This is a genomic window from Pseudomonas sp. K2I15, from assembly GCF_002204795.1.
In the GTDB taxonomy this organism is placed as follows: Bacteria; Pseudomonadota; Gammaproteobacteria; order Pseudomonadales; family Pseudomonadaceae; genus Aquipseudomonas.
Window position 1 is genome coordinate 32996 of sequence record NZ_NIXO01000004.1, and the last position, 17154, is coordinate 50149.

Below are 17154 nucleotides of genomic sequence, written 5' to 3' on the forward strand. Positions count from 1 at the left end.
TCAATGTCTTCCTCGAAGGGGGTGTGGATATGGCACTTGTAATATTAGATGGCGTCATCCAGGAAATTGGCGTGGGCTCTTCCATTGATGGGCAGAGAATCGTCTCATTTGTTAAGATAAATGGCGTTCGGATTAAAGATGTAATTTGTGACGATTACATGCGGTCATTTTTAGTCGTCGGGAAAAAGGTAAAGCTAGCACTAGTTCGACGGCTTCAGGGTGTGCATGTTCTATACTCCGCGCAGTTGGATGATGGCGAGGTTGTCACGAGCGGCAAAGCTCTTCCTGTTGCGCAGGTGATGATGGTCGGATTCGCATTTTCCCTACTGCTGAGTCCAATATTCATAGCTATCCTGCGAGCAACCAACTCGATAGTGATGTCATTGATAATACTTATAGGTGCTGGAATGGGGATGGCCTATTTTATAATGAAAGACCACTTTAAGGCCCGGAAGGTGTTCAACGCTAAGCATTGAATAAATCCGATACTTTGACGCTTGTATAATGGTTGTAAGCTTCTGCCATACAGCTATTTTCGCTCGTGACTACACCTCTATTTATCTGCCCGATCTGGCATAAAACGGAAAGGGCAGCGAGACAAGGACGGCCACTCTTCGCGGCGCGGGAATTGGCCAGCTCGCGGCTGTCATGACAGACAAATAGCCGCCACTTACCCAAGAGCTAAGGGCACGGGTTCGTCCGTTTAGATGAGCGAGGCGAGCGGTTTAAGCAATTAGTCATCTCCAAATAAATGGATATAAAGCTCATTTATGGTGTTTAGCTTGACGAAACTACCTTTGTTCAATACGCGGATATTAGGTCTCTCTAACTTCAAGCCCGTGGCATCACCTTTAGTATGTTTGGCGACTTTTAGATTTTCTAGGCTTGGCAGTGGTAGTCCAGGGCGGCTACCAAAGTAATAAAAGGGTCCAAGATCAAGCGTTTCATTATCGAAGTGGACTAATACAACGCACCCTGATGGTTTCTTTGTCAAGGAAATATGAATTCTATGACTTGCCGTGGTCGACCCGATAAATGTGGCTTTGAGTTGAATGTGTCTAATAATACCATTTGCTTCCGCGATGATATCGTAGCCAGACCTGTCGACTTCCGGTTTGGAAATTTCCAGAGTAAAGTCTTTATTTATCCAAGAAATTTTAAGTAGCTCGCCAATAAATAAATGTTCGATTAGCTTTTCACGGTAGGAAGAGTGCAGCGAGTGTTCAGCCATTTATGGTCGCCTGCGATAAAGTAGGGTTTGATGGTTATCGAGAGATCTTCGCTCACACGCCGGAAGTTAGTTTTGGATCAACTGTCGATGCCAAGGGGGGTCAGCATTGGGTGTGAGCTATGTGATTGTATTTCTAATACATAGACCTAACGCTTATTACTTCGACATATCTGAATTTTTTCTTCGCCGCTTTAGTAGCTTCCTGCTCCGCCAAGAGAGTGCTCAGTGTATCGGCCTCATGGATAATTTCGTGCGTTTCCCCTTCGAACTCATTTCCCACCTTTAGGGTGACCCTTAGCCTCGGTGTGAAGGCTTTCGAAGCTCTCTTTTTTGTCACCGCTTTTGCGAGCGGAAGGATCACGACATCCGCAGGTACTTCTTGCACACTGAAGGTGCCAGCATGCGGAGAAACCTCGCCATTACCAAACAGCGCACGGCGCATCTCTTCTTCTATCGATTCTTTATTCATGCAATGTCCCTGAGTGTTAATGTTCGAGCTTTTCCCGATTCTACCTGCATGGCTGATGACTGAAGCTGCCGCTCACGACGGGCTAGCATCGGCCAAAAACGGCGGCTCAGATATGTCGCTAAATGAGAGCTAAAATCTGCCTTCACTCCCTTCCAAGTCATGATTTTACGGGTTTTTTCCTAGTGGGAAGCGAGGATCGGGCTATCTGTAGTAACCGGGCCATTGAATTTAGTAAAAAGTCGTAGAATTCACATGTCGATGAAGGTGTACATATTTGACTGCCGAACCTCCTTGCGCGCGCGCGGTCATGCAATCTTCTAACAACCATTGCAGCACCAGGACCGGCTAGAAGTATCAAAATTTGGCCTAGATTAATCACTCCATGAAATATGATCCAAGCCCAAGGTTGGGATAGTTTCCACCCGGGTTGTTGAAGACGTATGTGCAGCTCTGGCCAAGTTGAGGAGCTTGATCTGTATCCACCCAATCCGAATCACTGATGAATACAATGCAAGCCAGATGCTTGTGACTAACATTGGTCATCAACGCCTCCGAAAATACTGAGAGTAGGTTCGGGTGTACCTGGCATACCGTCTTCATTTTGTGGCCAGACATCCCTTCAAGACGGATGATCAAACAACCAGGTCGCTTTCCACTCATCTGTTTTCGAATGGCGTTCTTGGCTGAGTCCTCCCACGCTTTCAAAGTGCCATCGCCTTCATCACTTGCGATTGTCAGCAGAACGCAAGCGAGATTTGGCGTGGTGGCGATAAGTCTCATCGAGTTCATCTCCCCCACGTGGTCCCGGACGTGTTTGCTGAACAGTTCGGCGAGATGAGCTTGTCCCTTTATTTCGCCCGGAGCAAAAGGCTCAATCGAAAGTTTCTCCAAGGAGAACAACTCTTCGACCACAGGAGCATTATTGTGAATGGCAGCGCAGATTTTGTCGCGCAACCCCTTCAATTCGGTAGTTCCCGTGGGTAGCCGCTTCGGCACGGAGATCGACACTGCAACCATTGCGCCACGGGAAAGTGTAGGGGATAGCGATGTCAGGAGTTCTCCCAAGAAGCCCTGAGCTTCTTTCGCCGGGATTTTCAGACCCTTGTCAGAAGAGAAGGACTTACATTCGACTTCGAAGACATCATGGTTCGCTCCACTGGCAAGTATATCGAAGGTGTCGACGCTATTAGGAATCGTCTCAGGCCATTGCACTGTGAGTCCTTTGCGATGAAGGCCGATAGCCGCATGCAATTCAAGGGTCATGGCCCGAAGATCGGCCGGGTTATTAAACGCGCCAGCAACCCGACCAGCGAGTCTGCTAGAGCCGGCTTGGGTCTCGGCATCACACATTGAGTTGACCTGAATCGCAAATGCCATGGCGGCCTTCACTGCTTCCCAAGATTCAATATCGTTTGCCTTTACGCCAGCATCAAACCAGGTCAGGCCATAAGCGATGCGGTTTTCGGCGACTAGAGCGGGGATTGATATGGGCTTGGCTTTAATCTCGTGTTGCAGGTTCTGAATACGCTTGAGCCAAGGCTTTTTGGGAAATCGTGTAACTAGCTGGGCGTAGATCAGAGGAAAGTCGTCGGCATGCATTTCGGTGATCATAGCTATACCGGGCCTGGGAGTTAGAAAGATGACAAGGAGCGCGGCCCTGCATGCACAATCTCAGAAACCGGAATCATGGTAGCCGATTGACAGAGTCCGAAAGGCTGCACAGGGCATGAGCTTCTCATGACCGTGCAGCATACGGCGTAATGACGTCTGACAGAAATCTCCCGAAAGGGTCCATCCGCGACCGGCGTCCATTGACAATACAGAAGCAGATATCTGCATGTTTCCCAATGCACGGGGCGGTTTATTACCCAGTAATTTGGGGAACACCGTTTAGAAACTTTAGACGGATCTTTTTCAACGTTGTTAACTCGGAGCGCAGTCTGTGTTATCGGGCAGTGCGCAAGATGAATGTTGTAATGGGTTGTGGTAGATCTGCTAAATTGAATTCAACCAATCTGGAACACCATTCGCGCGGTACGCGCAAACTATACCCGCCGTCACCATTCGATCTTAGGAGCCACATATGTCCAAGCTTGCAGAATATCGTCAATTGGAAAAGAATTTGGCCGAGCAACTTCAAGCGCTTGAAGCTTTGAAGGGGGACTCAGGTCTAAAAAAGGAAATTGAATTCGAGGCCAAGCTTCGCGACTTGCTCGCAAAGTATGGCTTCAGCCTCAGAGATGTCGTTAACATTTTGGACCCAAAGAGCGGACGTCGCGCTGCTGGCGCTGGCACTGACGCGCCGAAAGCAGGGGCTCGACGAGCGCGAGAGGTGAAGATCTACGAAAATCCGAAAACGGGTGAGCGAGTAGAAACCAAAGGTGGCAACCATAAGATTTTGAAGCAGTGGAAATCTGAGCATGGGTCTGCAACCGTCGAATCATGGCTCAAAAAGTAAAGTATTCGACTATGACAAAAAGGCCCTGCGGTGCCGAGTCGTTCGCTTAATCTGTTGAAAACCTAAAGCCCAGTGAAGGAGAGCTTGTCCCTGTACTTCGCTGGGTCTTGGGCCATACAAGATGCATGGCCAAGGTCTTACCGTCCTTGCTCTTGAGCACATAGTTCACTGCTCGCAGGATATCCCGAAGTTTCTGCACCTGATGGGGCTCCTAGTTAACCAAGACACTCGCGTAGGCCATTGATGAGTGACTGCGGTCCTCTACCTTGATGGCGAAATGGGCGTAAATGGGTGAGTAATTGGTTGTTGAGGCGCTGACATCGTTCGATCGCCTTTCCCCAATCCCGGAGGATGGACGCCTTGGGCTACTGGCTCGATGCTCTAGCCTTGGGAAGTTATTACCCAATGACAGGCGGGCTTCACTAGCATCGCCGGGCCGGCTGAGGGATCAGCCGACGCACTATGCTCAGGTCGGCATCAAGGCCGATGCGTGTGTCCAGTCCTGCCTGAGAGAGGCGGGCACGTTGTCGCGCGCCTTTGAGTCGGATTGCTAGCGCGCTACTGATCACAGTGTTTTCTCGTAAATCAGTAGCCCCGTGGGGCGATTACTGCTTTCTTAAAGGCTACCGTTTTGGTAGTTTTGGCCAGAATTTCAAACCAGCGGCTCACAAGCGCTCAAGTAGCCGTCTTCCTGGGACCTCATAGGGAGGCAGATTGCGGTCTTGGGCCAAAAAGTTGCTAATGCGCCTGTTGCTCGCCGTCACGACCTGCTCGATGTGCATTGATAGCTGGGTGTGGCGGTGATGGTGAGCCGCCTAAAGCAATGGGTTATCTGGAGAAAAAGTATGTTCGAAACTCACGAGCAAGCACTTGTGCAAAATCCTTTCTTCGTGCTTGAGGAGGGCGCACGTCGATGGGCGTATATCTCGCAAACGACAAACGACGAGTGGTTTTATGTCACCTCTGAATCAGCGGGCGAGGAGGGTAATGCCCAGCAACAATTCATAGTTTCGACCGTTCCTGTTCTATTGGCTTTATCGTCCAAAGATGGACCTGAGCGTTGGATTCAGCAGGTTCAACTGGTATCGCCGCCCTGGTTGAACAAAAAGGGTAGCTGGTTGATGGAGCCAATTTCTGCAATTTATAAGGTCGACAACCGGGTGTGTTACGAAGTGATAGATGGACATATCTATCCATCTGAACTGAGCGAAAAGCCTCGCGAACTTCTGTGGTCCCAAGAGTCGGGGATAGATGGATAATTTCATCGAAAGGCATCTCGCCGCTCAGTACCGCACTCTGCTTTTTCCGCACGACTACTCCGGGGAAGGAATGTTCGGTTTTGAATGCAATGACGGTTGGGCGGATCTCATCGAAGCGACTCTTCGGCTGACCCGGCAACATGCTGAGCTGAACGCGCTCGACGTGAAGGTTAACCAGGCGAAAGAGAAGTTCGGTCAGCTCCGGATCTACCACAGCGGAAGCGATGAAATCATTGGTTCAGTTTTTGAAATTGCGCAGCTTGCGTCTGGCAGTATCTGTGAGCTTTGCGGCAAGCCTGGCGAAGTGGTGAGTCTTGAGGGCTGGCTCGTAGCTCGCTGTGGCAAGCATACCGGGAGGGGGCATCTAGATCCGATTGAAGCCTACATCCCGGATGAAAAATACATCACCAGCTACACACAAGCCCTGGACATGATTTTGGCGTTTTTCGGAACAGGTGCAGTGCGTTGGGTACAAGACGAACGCACTGCCTTTGCATGGCGACGCCCCCTAGAAATGCTGGCGACAGAAGAGGGGTGTCAGGCGATTTTCACCTTTCTGAAACGGTTAGAACATGGGGTTGGCGTTTGACTTCGCAACTGGTTCGCGGGACGTGTGTGGTGATGGCCACCCACCCAAACCTAGAGAATCATTTGCGAGGTGAATTGAAATGGGAATTCAGTCAAGGGCTAGTGGATTTACGCCACGTTAGAAGCCTCGTATCGTCGCCTCGATTGATATCGTTAAGCGTCCGTGCTTTCAGCCATCCCGCACTAGCCGAAGCTGGGGACACGTTTTTGGATTCACGCACGCGGTTGGCGGATTACCCCCAAAAAACGTGGGCCATGTCGCTTGTCAATTTTCTACCTCTGGCGGACGCGGTCGAGATTGTCGAAGAATACAATCCCAATGATCCGTCGGTGATGAAGCTTCAAGTCTGGCCATACGAGCCGGGTGCTCTAAATGACTTCGCTATGACTGTCGCGGTGGCATTGAGTTACACGCCTGCGGAGCTAATGGCTGAATCGAGGATTTCGCTCGCGATAGATGAGTTAGTCAGTGAGTGGGGCTATTTCACGGATGGGTTCTGATTCCCGCTTCAGTTAATAGCTCTCTCGTCAGGTCAAGATGAGGGCGCGCATTGACCAATGCCCATGTGCTGCTTTTGCATTGCTCGACGGCCACGCTACATGCTGAATGTCATCCAATTCACCAGAACTCCAGCCCCACCGGTTGCAGTTCTTCCCATGCTTGGTCCACGTGGTTTCTCGGTGTCTCTACTAACAAGCCCTCAAGCGAATGTTTCGTACCTAATGGCACATCATTAAAGGAGTCCACTTGCGCGACGGCATGACCTTGCTTCGCCAGGCATTTTTTTGAAGTGGCCGACTCTTTTTTCCGCGCCATTATTTTTCTCTCGGGTTTGATAGCTGGAGTTCAGTAATTTGAGTGGAAGAGAGAACGGCGGGGTGACGGGTGGCAGGACCCGCTTGGAAGTCGAATATTGCGAGCGTTGCAGTGACGGCCTGAGCGTCCTTCGGTGACACCGCAAAGCGGTGCGCGGAAGGATGGCAGCACACGATTGAAATTGTGCTGCTACCCCACAGATGATTTTCCGTTTGGACGAAACCCAATCCTTATGCGGCTATCGGCCAATGCAATCTCGTTGGGGTGGAATAAGCCTATATTATCAGCTAGCGTTGCCCCTACGTTTTAGGTTGCACCCTTCAGGCATTCCTGAAACTGCGGTACTCTCGGATTCGTTTGCGATGGCATATTTTCTGCCACTAGCACGGCCCGGATAGGGTGGCCTTACTTACGCGTAGAAGGTCGCAGGTTCGATTCCTGTCTCGGGCAAAAAGGCAACACAGTTTTCAGATGATCCCAGAATGGTTCTGAAGGCCAGACGAACGGGTATTCATGCCTGTTCTTTTGTATCTGCGCGACCTTGATGACCCAGATGCATCCCCATTCCTCGATCTAAGAGAACGACATGACCACACAAGAAATGACCCAGGAAGCGCGGCACGAAGCAGCCCTCAAAAAGTACGTCGCGGAGTCGCCGGAACTGCTGGATGAGATCAAGGACCTGAGCGCCGATGATCAAAGGGACCAGATCCAATGGTCATTTGAGGATGAGGCCGAGGCCCAGGGCTTGCAGCCGTGGGAACTGACCCTGAAGTACACCTCTACCCCCGAAGAGTTCGAGGCGGCGCGCTTGGCTTTGCACAAGCAGGCCGCCGAGGTGCTGGGTGTCGACTGGAACGAGTATTGCGGGATGAATAATCTCGCGATCTGAGACGTAACTGTAGGAGCGAGCTTGCTCGCGAAAAACCTGAGGACCCTGCGGGGTGTCAGGTTTTTCGCGTTATCGTTGACGACCTTCGCGAGCAAGCTCGCTCCTACAGGTGTTGTCAGAGACTAAGCCGCATCGACAAATCCACCGCCTTCACATCCTTGGTCATCGCGCCGATGGAGATGTAGTCCACGCCGGTTTCAGCGATGGGCAGCAGGGTGCTTTCGTTGATCCCGCCACTCGCCTCCAGCTTGGCTTTGCCGCCGTTCAGGCGCACCGCTTCGCGCATGTCATCCAGGCTCAGCTCATCCAGCATGATGATGTCGGCGCCCGCCGCCAGTGCTTCGCGCAGTTCCTCCAGGCTTTCCACTTCGATTTCCACCGGCTTGCCCGGGGCGATCTTGTGGGCCGCGCTGATGGCCTGGGCAATGCCGCCACAGGCTGCAATATGGTTTTCCTTGATCAGGAACGCGTCATACAGGCCGATGCGGTGGTTGTGGCAGCCGCCGCAGGTCACTGCGTACTTCTGCGCCAGGCGCAGGCCGGGCAGGGTCTTGCGGGTATCCAGCAGCTTGACCTGGGTGGCGGCGACAAAATCCGCCAGATATTGGGCGCGGGTGGCAACGCCTGACAGTAGTTGCAGAAAGTTCAGCGCGCAACGCTCGCCACTGAGCAGCGAACGTGCCGGGCCTTCGAGGTGGAACAACACCTGGTTCGGGCTGACGCGCTCGCCGTCGCGTACCTGCCAATGCACCGCGACGCGCGGGTCCAACTGGCGAAACACCGCATCCACCCATGCCGTGCCGCTGATAACGGCGGCATCACGGCTGATGATCGTGGCCTTGGCCAGGCGCTCTGCCGGGATCAGTTGTGCGGTGATATCCCCACTGCCGATGTCTTCCAGTAGTGCTCGACGCACATTGGCTTCGATTTCGGCGGTCAGGTCGGCTAGACGAAGATTGGGCATAACAGGCTCCACAAACAAAGTGCCTGGATTATAGGGGTAGGGCGGGCCTGAACCCAAGGCGGCAGGTGCCACTGGGGCGACTCGCGGTGCTCATTTACACAGCAATCACAGAGTTTGCTGGCGCAACAACCCTCATTTGCAAGATAATCTCGCGCCTTGCAATTGGCGTCATAGCTTTGACGTCGCAGTGATAGGCCGATTTTCGCAGCGCTCCACGTTGCTGCACCGATCTTTCACAAAATCGAATACCGCCGGTTCAGGAGGCCAGGATGCACAATGACGGAAAGGTGGTGCCGATCAATAAGGCACGGACGACGCCATCGCCGCTCGCCCGCCTGCCGGTGGTTCTGCTCCAGGTCCGTGACAAGGCGGCGCAGCAACTCAAACAGGGGTTGCAGGAGCTATTTGATAACGCCGACGACACCCTGTTTGAAATGGCTGACAAGACTCGCAGCAACGTCGACCACGGTATTTTCTTTGAGGCCATGCGCGACTTGCGCCTCAAGCGCAAGAATTTCGAGCGCGGCTTCATGGAACAGCTCTACGAGGCATTCGCCAACCTTGGCAACGTGGAGCGCAGTGAGTTGCAGCTGATTCCGGTGGTGTCCTACGCGGCGGTGCCCGGAGCCTCCAGCGACGAACTGGAAAAAGCCGTGGCCCTTGAAGCGATGCTGGGCAAGGTGCTGCGCCGCGATGGCCTGGCCCTTGGGCAGTTGACGGCTCGCCTGAACGCCTTGCTCGACAAACACCTGGATGATCGGGACAACCCTCTGGGGCCAGCGATGTTGTGCGCGTTCTTTCTGCAAGCGGGGCGCAGCCTTGGCGTAGAGATTCGGGTCAAGCTGATCATTCTCAAGCTGTTTGAAAAATACGTCCTCAGTGACGCCGACCTGTTGTATGGCGAAGCCAATCAGTTGCTGATCGCCACCGGCGTGTTGCCTGAACTCAAGGCGGCGCCATCACGGCGTGCCGTTGCCCCCACTGACCAAACCGAAGACACCCCGCCCATCACCGACCACCCAGCGGACGACAGCGGGCAGGAAGTTTTCGCGGCGTTGCAAGAGTTGCTGTCTGCCGTGCGCGGCAGCGTTGCACCTACCCTTGAGGCCAGCGCCGAGACCCAGCCAATCTCCACCCGTGACCTGCTGCGCCTGCTCTCTCATTTGCAGCAATACGTGCCGGCGCCCGAGGTCGAGGATGACTTCGACCTGCGCAACCAGCTTGAACAACTGCTGACCCGGGTCAGCGTCAAGAGCGGCAAGTCGCGGGTGGTGGAGGACGCGGACGAGGATGTGATCAACCTGATCGCCATGCTCTTCGAGTTCATCCTCAATGACGGCACGGTGCCGGAGTCCCTCAAGGCGCTGATCGCCGGCTTGCAAATACCGATGTTGAAAGTGGCGGTGCTGGACAAGAGCTTTTTCAGCCGCGCCAATCACCCGGCGCGGCGCCTGCTCAATGAAATCGCCGCAGCGGCCATGGGCTGGAGCCGACGCGACGACTATCAGCGCGACAGCCTGTACCTGCACATCGAGCAGGTGGTGCAGCGGTTGTTGAACGACTTTGTCGATGATCCGGCGATTTTTTCCCAACTGCTGACGGAATTCACCGCGTTTACCCATGATGAGCGGCGCCGCAGCGAATTGCTGGAGCAACGCACCCGCGATGCGGAAGAAGGGCGCGCCCGGACCGAAATCGCCCGTCAGCGAGTGGCTGAAGCGCTCAATCTGCGGCTGCTGGGCAAAGTCCTGCCTGAGGTTGTGGTGCAGTTCCTGCAACAGGCCTGGAGCCAGGTGCTGTTGCTGGCCTGTCTGAAGCACGGCGAACACTCGCCGCAATGGGCGGCCGGGCTGCGCACCATGGACGAGCTGATCTGGAGTATCGGCCTCAGCGAAGACACCGAGGCGGGCCGGCGTTTGCTGGAGCAGTTGCCTGACTTGCTCAAGGCCTTGCGCGACGGATTGAGCGGCGCCGCGTTTGATCCCTTCATCACCCGGGAATTTTTCACGCAGTTGCAGACCCTGCATGTCCTGTCTTTGCGGGGCAATGCCGACGGAAATTCTTGGTTGGCGCAGGTCGAGGTGCGTGAGGCGTTTGTCCTCAGCCCCGCTGCGCCGGCCATTTCGGTGAGCCTGCCGGAAGATGATCCCGACCTGCTCAAGGTTCGCCAACTGCGAGTCGGTTGCTGGGTCGAGTTCCAGGAAGACGCCGAAAACACCCTGCGCTGCAAGCTGACGGCGATTATCGCGCCGGACCATACCTGTATTTTTGTCAACCGAACCGGCCTCAAGGTATTGGAAAAAAGCCCGGTTGAACTGGCGCTGGAATTCAAGCGCGGCGCGGTGCGAACCCTCGATGATGCGTTGCTGTTCGACCGCGCCCTGGCCTCGGTGATTGGCAACCTGCGCCAACTTCATCACGCCAAGTGATCGCAACCGGATAGCGGAACGCGGCATACTGAGGCACCCCAGCCTCGTTCAAGGAACCTGTATGCAGTTGGACCCCGCCAGCGGTTGGTGCCAGGGCATTCGTCATTGCCCCTCGCCCAACTTCAACGAGCGCCCCGGTGGCGAGATTTCCCTGTTGGTGGTGCACAACATCAGCCTGCCACCGGCGCAATTCGCCACCGGCAAGGTGCACGAGTTTTTCCAGAATCGTCTGGATGTCACGGAACATCCCTACTTTGAAGGCATCGCCGACCTACGGGTTTCTGCGCATTTTCTGATTGAGCGTGATGGCGCGGTGACGCAGTTTGTCTCGTGCCGGGACCGGGCGTGGCATGCCGGGGTATCGAGCTTCGAGGGCCGCGAGACCTGCAACGACTTTTCCCTGGGGATCGAGCTGGAAGGCACCGACGACCTGCCTTTCACCGATGCCCAGTATTCATCCCTGATCGCCCTGACGCGCCAGTTGCTGGCGGCGTACACGGGCATTACCCGCCAGCGCATTTGTGGCCATAGCGATATCGCCCCGGGACGCAAGACCGATCCCGGACCCGCTTTTGATTGGGCGCGCTTTCGCAGCGCCTTGCAGGATGGAGGACACGCACAATGAGTTTTCTGGTGTTGGTGTTGGCGGTATGGATCGAGAAGTTCTCGGCCCTGCGCCAGCGTATACAACGTGATGGCGGCTGGCTGCGGGAACTGGCCAAGATGGAATCGAGTGCCAGCCTGGGCAAACAGCCATGGCTGATCCTCGCGCTGCTGGTACTGCTGCCGGTGGCCTTGCTTGCACTGTTGCTGCTGGTGCTGGAGCCAGTGGCTTATGGCCTGTTGGCGCTGCCGGTGCACCTGCTGGTGGTGATCTACAGCCTGGGCCGTGGCGATCTATTGGCTGGGCTGGGACCGTTCCGGGATGCCTGGCGCCGGGGTGACCTGCAAGCGGCCGAGCATGTGGCCGAGCGCGACTTGAGCATCAGCGCGGACAGTGGCGAGCAGTTGCTGGAGCGGGTCCAGGGGCATTTGTTGTGGCAGGCCTACCAAAGCTTCTTTGCGGTGATTTTCTGGTACTTCCTCCTCGGGCCGGTGGCTGCCCTGGCCTACCGGCTGCTGGCGCTGGCGACCGAGAACAGCCAGAACCCGCTGGTGGCCGAACGTGCCGGGCAAATACGCCATGCATTCGACTGGTTGCCGGTGCGCCTGCTGGCGGCGAGTTTTGCCTTGGTAGGCAATTTTGTGGCGGTCGGCCGCGTGATGCTGCATGAGCTGTTGAGCTGGGACATCACGGCGGCGCAACTGGTGGACAAGGTGGGCCTGGTGGCCGCTGAAATCCCGCCGCCGGTGGTGGGCGCCGAGGGCATCAATAGCCTCGACCGAATTTGGGAATTGCTGCTGCGCGCCGCTGTGCTGTGGTACGCCGGCTTTGCCATCTGGACCGTGCTGCCGTAATTCGCCCCTGTAGGAGCGAGCTTGCTCGCGAAAAACGCAAAGACACCGCGTGCATCCAAATAGCGCGCGTTATCGTTGACGTTCTTCGCGAGCAAGCTCGCCCCTACCTCGTTAACCTTAAGTTACAAACCTCCTTTTCGAATTGAGCTATACAGACAGAGCGCCAAATAGTGGCTATCTGCCGCCGCCCTGCGCCCTCAATAAAAATAAAAGAAAAGGGAGTTCACCTGTGAAGAGCTTGCTCTATCCCGCCGTCGCGTTCATGAACCGCCTGACCTTCGGCATGAAGTTCAGCCTGATCAGCGTGCTGTTCCTGCTGCCCATGCTGGCCACCAACTACTTCCTGGTACGCGACTCCTGGCGTGAATTCCAGGGCACCCGCATCGAACTGCAAAGCCTCGACCTGCTGACCAGCAGCCTGGCCCTGCGCCGCGACCTGGAAACCCTGAACAACCAGGTGCAGATCAACGCAACCCTCGGCCAGTCAGGCAAAGCCGGGGATATCGAAAGCAAGATCACCGCCCTCGAACAAAGCCTGCTACAGCGCCTGCAAAGCTTCCACGCCCTGTCCGCCGACCCCGAACAAGCCGCTGCATTCGAAGCCAAGCGCGATGAAATAATCGCCGCCTTCAAGGCCCAGCAACAGGAAACCTCACTGCTCAGCAAAAGTGCACTGATTGGCAAACTCCTCAACAAGGCGCAGATGCTCAGCCAGCTCATCGCCAGCCAATCAGGCCTGAGCCGCGACCCCCACGGCGACCTGCGTCAACTCAGCGAACTGATCACCAGCGTCACCCCGCACGTCACCCAGACCTTGGGCGAAGGCCGGGCAATGGGCGCTTATTCGTTGGGCCAGGGTTTTCTCAACTCCTCCTCCAGCACCCGCTTTGACGAGTTGCTGCAGCAACTGGAAAAACTCCAGGCCGAATACGCCCTGAAACTGCAAGACGCCCTCGGCGCAAGTAAACCCGCTCACGCAGCGCTGGCGAGCCTGGCGGACGCGAGCAAAGCAAGCCTGAAGCAAGGCAGCGAGTTGTTCGAAGAGCAGGTGGTAATGGCCGAAACCCTCGACGCCCCCTGGCAAGGTTTCTACGACGAAGTCAGCACGTTGATGGCCAAGACCTACGAGCTGGACGAAGCCACCCTGACCTTTCTCGAACAGCAACTGGAGCAACGCCTGTCAGAAAACCGCACGCACATGATCGGATTGGTCGCGGCCCTGGCGTCGGTGTTTCTGCTGGTCTTCTATCTGTACGCCGGCTTCTACGCCTCCACCCGCACCACCTTGCGCCGACTCGGGGCGATGATGGACAAGGTGGCGGCGGGCGACATGACCGTCAGCTTCGTCGCCCATAGCCGCGATGAACTGGGCGACCTGGGCCAGGTGTTCAACGGCACCGTGGCCAAAATCCATGACCTGATCGAGCGGGTAGGGCACACGGTCAGCCAGGTCGAGCATCAGGCCGGGCAAGTGGAGTCGGTGTCGGCCCGCAGCAACCAGGCGGTGTCGGGCCAGCGCAGCCAGATCGAGCAAGTGGCGACCGCCATGAACCAGATGTCATCCACCGCCCAGGAAGTGGCGCGCAGTGCGGCCGCGGCGGTCAGCAGCGCCCACAGCGTCAACGATGAAACCGTCAGCGGTCGCGGCCTGGTGCAGTCCCAGCAAGGCAGCATTGCGGCATTGGCCTCGGAGATCGATCAATCGGTGCGGGTGATCAATCAGTTGGCCATCGACAGCCAATCCATCAGCCGCGTGCTGGAAGTGATCAAGAGCATCGCCGAACAAACCAATCTGCTGGCGCTGAATGCCGCCATCGAGGCCGCGCGCGCCGGTGAGCAAGGGCGCGGTTTTGCCGTGGTGGCCGACGAGGTGCGCACCCTGGCCCGGCGCACCCAGCACTCCACCGAAGAAATCGAGCAGATGATCGCCAAGCTCCACAGCGGCGTCGGCGCAGCGGTGAAGGCCATGGGCACCAGCCACGAGATGGCGAATGGCACGGTGGGGCAGTCGGAAAAAGTCCAGCAGGCCCTGGAAAATATCCTCGGCGCCGTAGGCATGATCGTCGACCAGAACCAGCAGATTGCCGCCGCCGTCGAGCAGCAGACGGCCGTGGCCCACGACATCGACCAGAACATCGTCGAGATCAATCGCGCCGGTGAACATGCCGCGCACGGCGCGCATCAGACCGAAGCGGCCAGCCGGCAGTTGTCCTTGCAAGTGATCGAACTGAAGCAGTTGATCGGAGCCTTTCGGGTGTGAGGCACGGCTGTAGGATTACTTCGCGGGTGGCGTGGCATTGTTCTCATTTTTGGCGGTGGTCTTTTTTGGCTGCCAAAATGGGTGAGAATTTGTGTCATCCATTTTCGCGGAGGTTCGGTCATGACCGCTGCCATTGTCGGCGTCCGAGGGCATTGCGCCCATTGCGACATATCCTTTGAACTCAAGCCCTGGCAGCTCAACGCCATTGCCATCAACGAACCCTTTGATTGTCCGTATTGCCACAAAGGCGTGCAGCCGAGTTGCCCCAAGCAGTTGAAGCAATTCAAGTCACTGGACAACCTGGCGCTGCTGCGCCCGAGCATGATGGTGCTCACCGGCATGGCGCTGTTGGTGGCGCTGGTGGCGGAGTGGATAGGGCTGATCAGCGTGATCGGCCAGCTCAACGTCTCGATGATGGCGGTACTGATTTACTTCATGACGTTGCGCTATGCCCGTCATCGGCAACGGATGACGCTGATGCTGCAGTGGGTAAAGCCCCTACCAGTTGAACAGCTCGCAGGCATTGCGGGTGCTCGCCTCAGCCAACGCTGAGGGGCTGATGCCCATGCGCTCGGCCAGGGCGGCGCAGATGTCGGGCAGGTGTTCAGGGCTGTTGCGCTGGCCGGGGTACATCACCGGCGCCATGTCTGGCGAATCGGTTTCCAGTACCACGGCTTCCAGCGGCAAACGCGCAATCACTTTGTGCATGCGCAGGGCTTGTGGCCATGTCGCCGCGCCGCCCAGGCCGAGTTTGAAACCCAGCTTGATGTACTCGCGGGCCTCTTCCTGGCTGCCGGCAAACGCGTGGATGATGCCGCCCCGTGGCAGGCGAATGCGTTTGAGGGTGGCGACCACGGCGGCGTGGCTGCGCCGCACATGCAGCAGCGCCGGTAGCTGGAAATCCACCGCCAACTTCAATTGGGCTTCGAACAAATGTTGCTGGCGCTCGCGGTCCAGCTGTTCGAGGAAATAATCCAGGCCGATCTCACCCACCGCACACAGTTGCCGGTGGCCGCTCAGGCGGGTCAGCCAGTCGCCCAGTTCCGTGAGGTCGGCGGGGCGATGGTCATCGAGATACACCGGGTGCAGGCCGAAGGCCGCGAATAACCCCACGTCCGTTTGCACCAGGTCCCACAGCCGTTGCCAATTTTGCTGATAGACCCCCAGCAGCACCATCCTGCGCACGCCCAACTCGCGGCTGCGGCTCAGGACTTCGCTGCGGTCGGCATCGAAGTCCGGAAAATCCAGGTGGGTGTGGCTGTCGATCAGCTCCACACCGTTTACTCCGAGTGAATCCGCTGTTTGAACGTACGGCCGATGGCATGCACGCCCGGCGCGTAGTGCTGTTCTTCAACGGCCGCCAGGGCCAAACGCAGCGCAGTGTCGGCGATCAATTGATGCTGCTGGGCCATGGCATTCACCGGCAGCGGCAGGAAATCCAGCAGTTGCGTGTCACCAAATGTACCCAGGCGCAGCGGGCGGGATTTGAGCGGGAAGTCATGCAGCGCATCAAACACCCCTTGCAGCAGGACGTAGGACGTCGTCACCAGCGCGTCAGGCAAATGCCCCAGGCTTTGCAGCAATTGCTCCATCAGCTGTCGGCCACAGTCGCGGCTGAACGATTCACCCTGTTCGATCAGTATTTCACCGCTGAAGTCTTTCAGCGCTTCCTTGAAGCCGGCGGCACGTTCCTGGCTGATGCTCAGCTCTGGTCGCGCGCCGATCAACACGATCTGCTTGGGCAGTGGTTGCAGCAGGCTGCTGGTCAATTGCTGGCAGGCCTGGCGATCATCACTGACCACCGAGCAAAACTGCGTAGACTCCATCACCCGGTCGATGGCGATCACCGGCAAACCCTTGGCTTGCAGTTCGCGGTAGCTGTCGTCGCTGGCCGGCAGGCAACTGGCAACAAACAGCGCATCGCAACGACGGGCGCGGAACAGTTGCAGCAATTGCCGCTCACTGTTGGCGTCGTCGTCGGAGCTGGCGATCAGCAGTTGATAGCCGCGGGCCCGCGCGCCTTGCTCCAGCAGCTTGGCGATGCGTGCGTAACTGGGGTTTTCCAGGTCCGGCAGGATAAAACCCAGGGTACGGGTATGCCGGCTGCGCAGCCCGGCGGCCTGGGGATTGGGCGTAAAGCCATGTTCTTCAACCACGGCGCGCACCCGTTCGACGGTTGCGCTGCTGATCCGTTGCTGTTCGGCCTTGCCATTGATGACGTAGCTGGCGGTGGTCACAGACACACCGGCAATGCGCGCGATATCACTGAGTTTCAAACCGGGATTTCCTTGTTTTTTAGAGCTTGCCCCGACACTTTGTCCAATCGTAA

General features: G+C 56.5%; 17 protein-coding genes and 1 pseudogene. 11 read left to right on the forward strand and 7 right to left on the reverse strand.

The genetic code is table 11. The annotated features are described in order from the left end of the window. Window positions 1-29: 29 nt before the first annotated feature. Window positions 30-476, forward strand: a complete 447-nt coding sequence (locus CEC48_RS04515; protein ID WP_088422663.1) for a hypothetical protein — start codon at window positions 30-32, stop codon at window positions 474-476. 257 nt (window positions 477-733) lie between these two features. Here the strand turns inward: CEC48_RS04515 and CEC48_RS04520 are convergent, their stop codons facing one another. From CEC48_RS04520 to CEC48_RS04530, 3 genes are all read right to left on the reverse strand, one after another. Further along, window positions 734-1231: a hypothetical protein gene (locus tag CEC48_RS04520; RefSeq protein WP_088422664.1), complete on the reverse strand. Its 498-nt coding sequence runs from the start codon at window positions 1229-1231 to the stop codon at window positions 734-736. A gap of 133 nt (window positions 1232-1364) precedes the next feature. Beyond that, window positions 1365-1700 carry a hypothetical protein gene (locus CEC48_RS04525; protein WP_088422665.1) on the reverse strand — a complete coding sequence of 112 codons (336 nt, stop codon included), beginning with the start codon at window positions 1698-1700 and terminating at the stop codon, window positions 1365-1367. A 375-nt stretch (window positions 1701-2075) separates the two neighbouring features. Further along, on the reverse strand, window positions 2076-3311 hold the full coding sequence (locus tag CEC48_RS04530; protein ID WP_088422666.1) for a hypothetical protein: 1236 nt from the start codon (window positions 3309-3311) through the stop codon (window positions 2076-2078). A gap of 472 nt (window positions 3312-3783) precedes the next feature. Here CEC48_RS04530 and CEC48_RS04535 point away from each other — a divergent pair, with 472 nt between their 5' ends. The 5 genes from CEC48_RS04535 to CEC48_RS04555 all read left to right on the forward strand — a co-directional run bounded on the left by CEC48_RS04535 (window position 3784) and on the right by CEC48_RS04555 (window position 7714). Continuing rightward, the gene (locus CEC48_RS04535; protein ID WP_088422667.1) at window positions 3784-4158 is read left to right on the forward strand and encodes a histone-like nucleoid-structuring protein, MvaT/MvaU family; all 375 of its coding nucleotides are present in this window, start codon (window positions 3784-3786) and stop codon (window positions 4156-4158) included. An 845-nt stretch (window positions 4159-5003) separates the two neighbouring features. After that, complete coding sequence (locus CEC48_RS04540; protein ID WP_088422668.1) at window positions 5004-5417, forward strand: hypothetical protein; 414 nt, start codon at window positions 5004-5006, stop codon at window positions 5415-5417. Beyond that, window positions 5410-6006 carry an MbcA/ParS/Xre antitoxin family protein gene (locus tag CEC48_RS04545; RefSeq protein WP_088422669.1) on the forward strand — a complete coding sequence of 199 codons (597 nt, stop codon included), beginning with the start codon at window positions 5410-5412 and terminating at the stop codon, window positions 6004-6006. Before CEC48_RS04540 ends, CEC48_RS04545 begins: the two co-directional genes overlap by 8 nt. Continuing rightward, window positions 6003-6506 (forward strand): hypothetical protein, encoded by a 504-nt coding sequence (locus CEC48_RS30880; protein WP_141099652.1) that lies wholly within the window; start codon window positions 6003-6005, stop codon window positions 6504-6506. The genes CEC48_RS04545 and CEC48_RS30880 overlap by 4 nt, the downstream gene beginning before the upstream one ends. A gap of 902 nt (window positions 6507-7408) precedes the next feature. Further along, window positions 7409-7714: a DUF6388 family protein gene (locus tag CEC48_RS04555; RefSeq protein WP_088422671.1), complete on the forward strand. Its 306-nt coding sequence runs from the start codon at window positions 7409-7411 to the stop codon at window positions 7712-7714. Window positions 7715-7719: 5 nt separating this feature from the next. On the opposite strand, the pseudogene CEC48_RS31760 reads toward CEC48_RS04555, so the two are convergent. Both CEC48_RS31760 and nadC read right to left on the reverse strand, forming a co-directional pair. Beyond that, window positions 7720-7833: pseudogene (locus CEC48_RS31760) on the reverse strand (outer membrane lipoprotein carrier protein LolA); the annotation flags it as partial. Further along, the gene (gene nadC / locus CEC48_RS04560) at window positions 7830-8678 is read right to left on the reverse strand and encodes a carboxylating nicotinate-nucleotide diphosphorylase (RefSeq protein WP_088422672.1); all 849 of its coding nucleotides are present in this window, start codon (window positions 8676-8678) and stop codon (window positions 7830-7832) included. The pseudogene CEC48_RS31760 and the gene nadC, both read right to left, overlap by 4 nt. 269 nt (window positions 8679-8947) lie before the next feature. On the opposite strand from nadC, the gene CEC48_RS04565 reads away from it, so the two are divergent. From CEC48_RS04565 to CEC48_RS04585, 5 genes are all read left to right on the forward strand, one after another. Continuing rightward, entirely contained in the window at window positions 8948-11107 is a 2160-nt protein-coding gene (locus CEC48_RS04565) for a DUF1631 domain-containing protein (RefSeq protein ID WP_088422673.1), read from the forward strand. Window positions 11108-11168: 61 nt separating this feature from the next. Next, on the forward strand, window positions 11169-11732 hold the full coding sequence (gene ampD, locus CEC48_RS04570; protein WP_088422674.1) for a 1,6-anhydro-N-acetylmuramyl-L-alanine amidase AmpD: 564 nt from the start codon (window positions 11169-11171) through the stop codon (window positions 11730-11732). Continuing rightward, window positions 11729-12565 carry a regulatory signaling modulator protein AmpE gene (gene ampE / locus CEC48_RS04575; RefSeq protein WP_088422675.1) on the forward strand — a complete coding sequence of 279 codons (837 nt, stop codon included), beginning with the start codon at window positions 11729-11731 and terminating at the stop codon, window positions 12563-12565. The genes ampD and ampE overlap by 4 nt, the downstream gene beginning before the upstream one ends. Before the next feature lie 1555 nt (window positions 12566-14120). Then, a complete protein-coding gene (locus CEC48_RS32070; RefSeq protein WP_371917742.1) occupies window positions 14121-14825 on the forward strand; it encodes a methyl-accepting chemotaxis protein in 705 nt (234 codons plus the stop codon). Window positions 14826-14945: 120 nt separating this feature from the next. Then, a complete protein-coding gene (locus CEC48_RS04585) occupies window positions 14946-15377 on the forward strand; it encodes a hypothetical protein (RefSeq protein ID WP_088422677.1) in 432 nt (143 codons plus the stop codon). Here the strand turns inward: CEC48_RS04585 and CEC48_RS04590 are convergent. Both CEC48_RS04590 and cra read right to left on the reverse strand, forming a co-directional pair. Next, the gene (locus tag CEC48_RS04590; RefSeq protein WP_088422678.1) at window positions 15324-16100 is read right to left on the reverse strand and encodes a TatD family hydrolase; all 777 of its coding nucleotides are present in this window, start codon (window positions 16098-16100) and stop codon (window positions 15324-15326) included. The genes CEC48_RS04585 and CEC48_RS04590 overlap by 54 nt on opposite strands. Before the next feature lie 5 nt (window positions 16101-16105). Continuing rightward, complete coding sequence (cra, locus tag CEC48_RS04595) at window positions 16106-17101, reverse strand: catabolite repressor/activator (protein WP_088422679.1); 996 nt, start codon at window positions 17099-17101, stop codon at window positions 16106-16108. Window positions 17102-17154 lie beyond the last annotated feature (53 nt).

Bases quoted from the DNA above. Each gene is read 5' to 3' on its own strand.
- CEC48_RS04515 (WP_088422663.1), top strand. From the start codon at position 30: ATGGCACTTGTAATATTAGATGGCGTCATCCAGGAAATTGGCGTGGGC.
- CEC48_RS04520 (WP_088422664.1), bottom strand. From the start codon at position 1,231: ATGGCTGAACACTCGCTGCACTCTTCCTACCGTGAAAAGCTAATCGAA.
- CEC48_RS04525 (WP_088422665.1), bottom strand. From the start codon at position 1,700: ATGAATAAAGAATCGATAGAAGAAGAGATGCGCCGTGCGCTGTTTGGT.
- CEC48_RS04530 (WP_088422666.1), bottom strand. From the start codon at position 3,311: ATGATCACCGAAATGCATGCCGACGACTTTCCTCTGATCTACGCCCAG.
- CEC48_RS04535 (WP_088422667.1), top strand. From the start codon at position 3,784: ATGTCCAAGCTTGCAGAATATCGTCAATTGGAAAAGAATTTGGCCGAG.
- CEC48_RS04540 (WP_088422668.1), top strand. From the start codon at position 5,004: ATGTTCGAAACTCACGAGCAAGCACTTGTGCAAAATCCTTTCTTCGTG.
- CEC48_RS04545 (WP_088422669.1), top strand. From the start codon at position 5,410: ATGGATAATTTCATCGAAAGGCATCTCGCCGCTCAGTACCGCACTCTG.
- CEC48_RS04555 (WP_088422671.1), top strand. From the start codon at position 7,409: ATGACCACACAAGAAATGACCCAGGAAGCGCGGCACGAAGCAGCCCTC.
- nadC (WP_088422672.1), bottom strand. From the start codon at position 8,678: ATGCCCAATCTTCGTCTAGCCGACCTGACCGCCGAAATCGAAGCCAAT.
- CEC48_RS04565 (WP_088422673.1), top strand. From the start codon at position 8,948: ATGCACAATGACGGAAAGGTGGTGCCGATCAATAAGGCACGGACGACG.
- ampD (WP_088422674.1), top strand. From the start codon at position 11,169: ATGCAGTTGGACCCCGCCAGCGGTTGGTGCCAGGGCATTCGTCATTGC.
- ampE (WP_088422675.1), top strand. From the start codon at position 11,729: ATGAGTTTTCTGGTGTTGGTGTTGGCGGTATGGATCGAGAAGTTCTCG.
- CEC48_RS32070 (WP_371917742.1), top strand. From the start codon at position 14,121: ATGTCATCCACCGCCCAGGAAGTGGCGCGCAGTGCGGCCGCGGCGGTC.
- CEC48_RS04585 (WP_088422677.1), top strand. From the start codon at position 14,946: ATGACCGCTGCCATTGTCGGCGTCCGAGGGCATTGCGCCCATTGCGAC.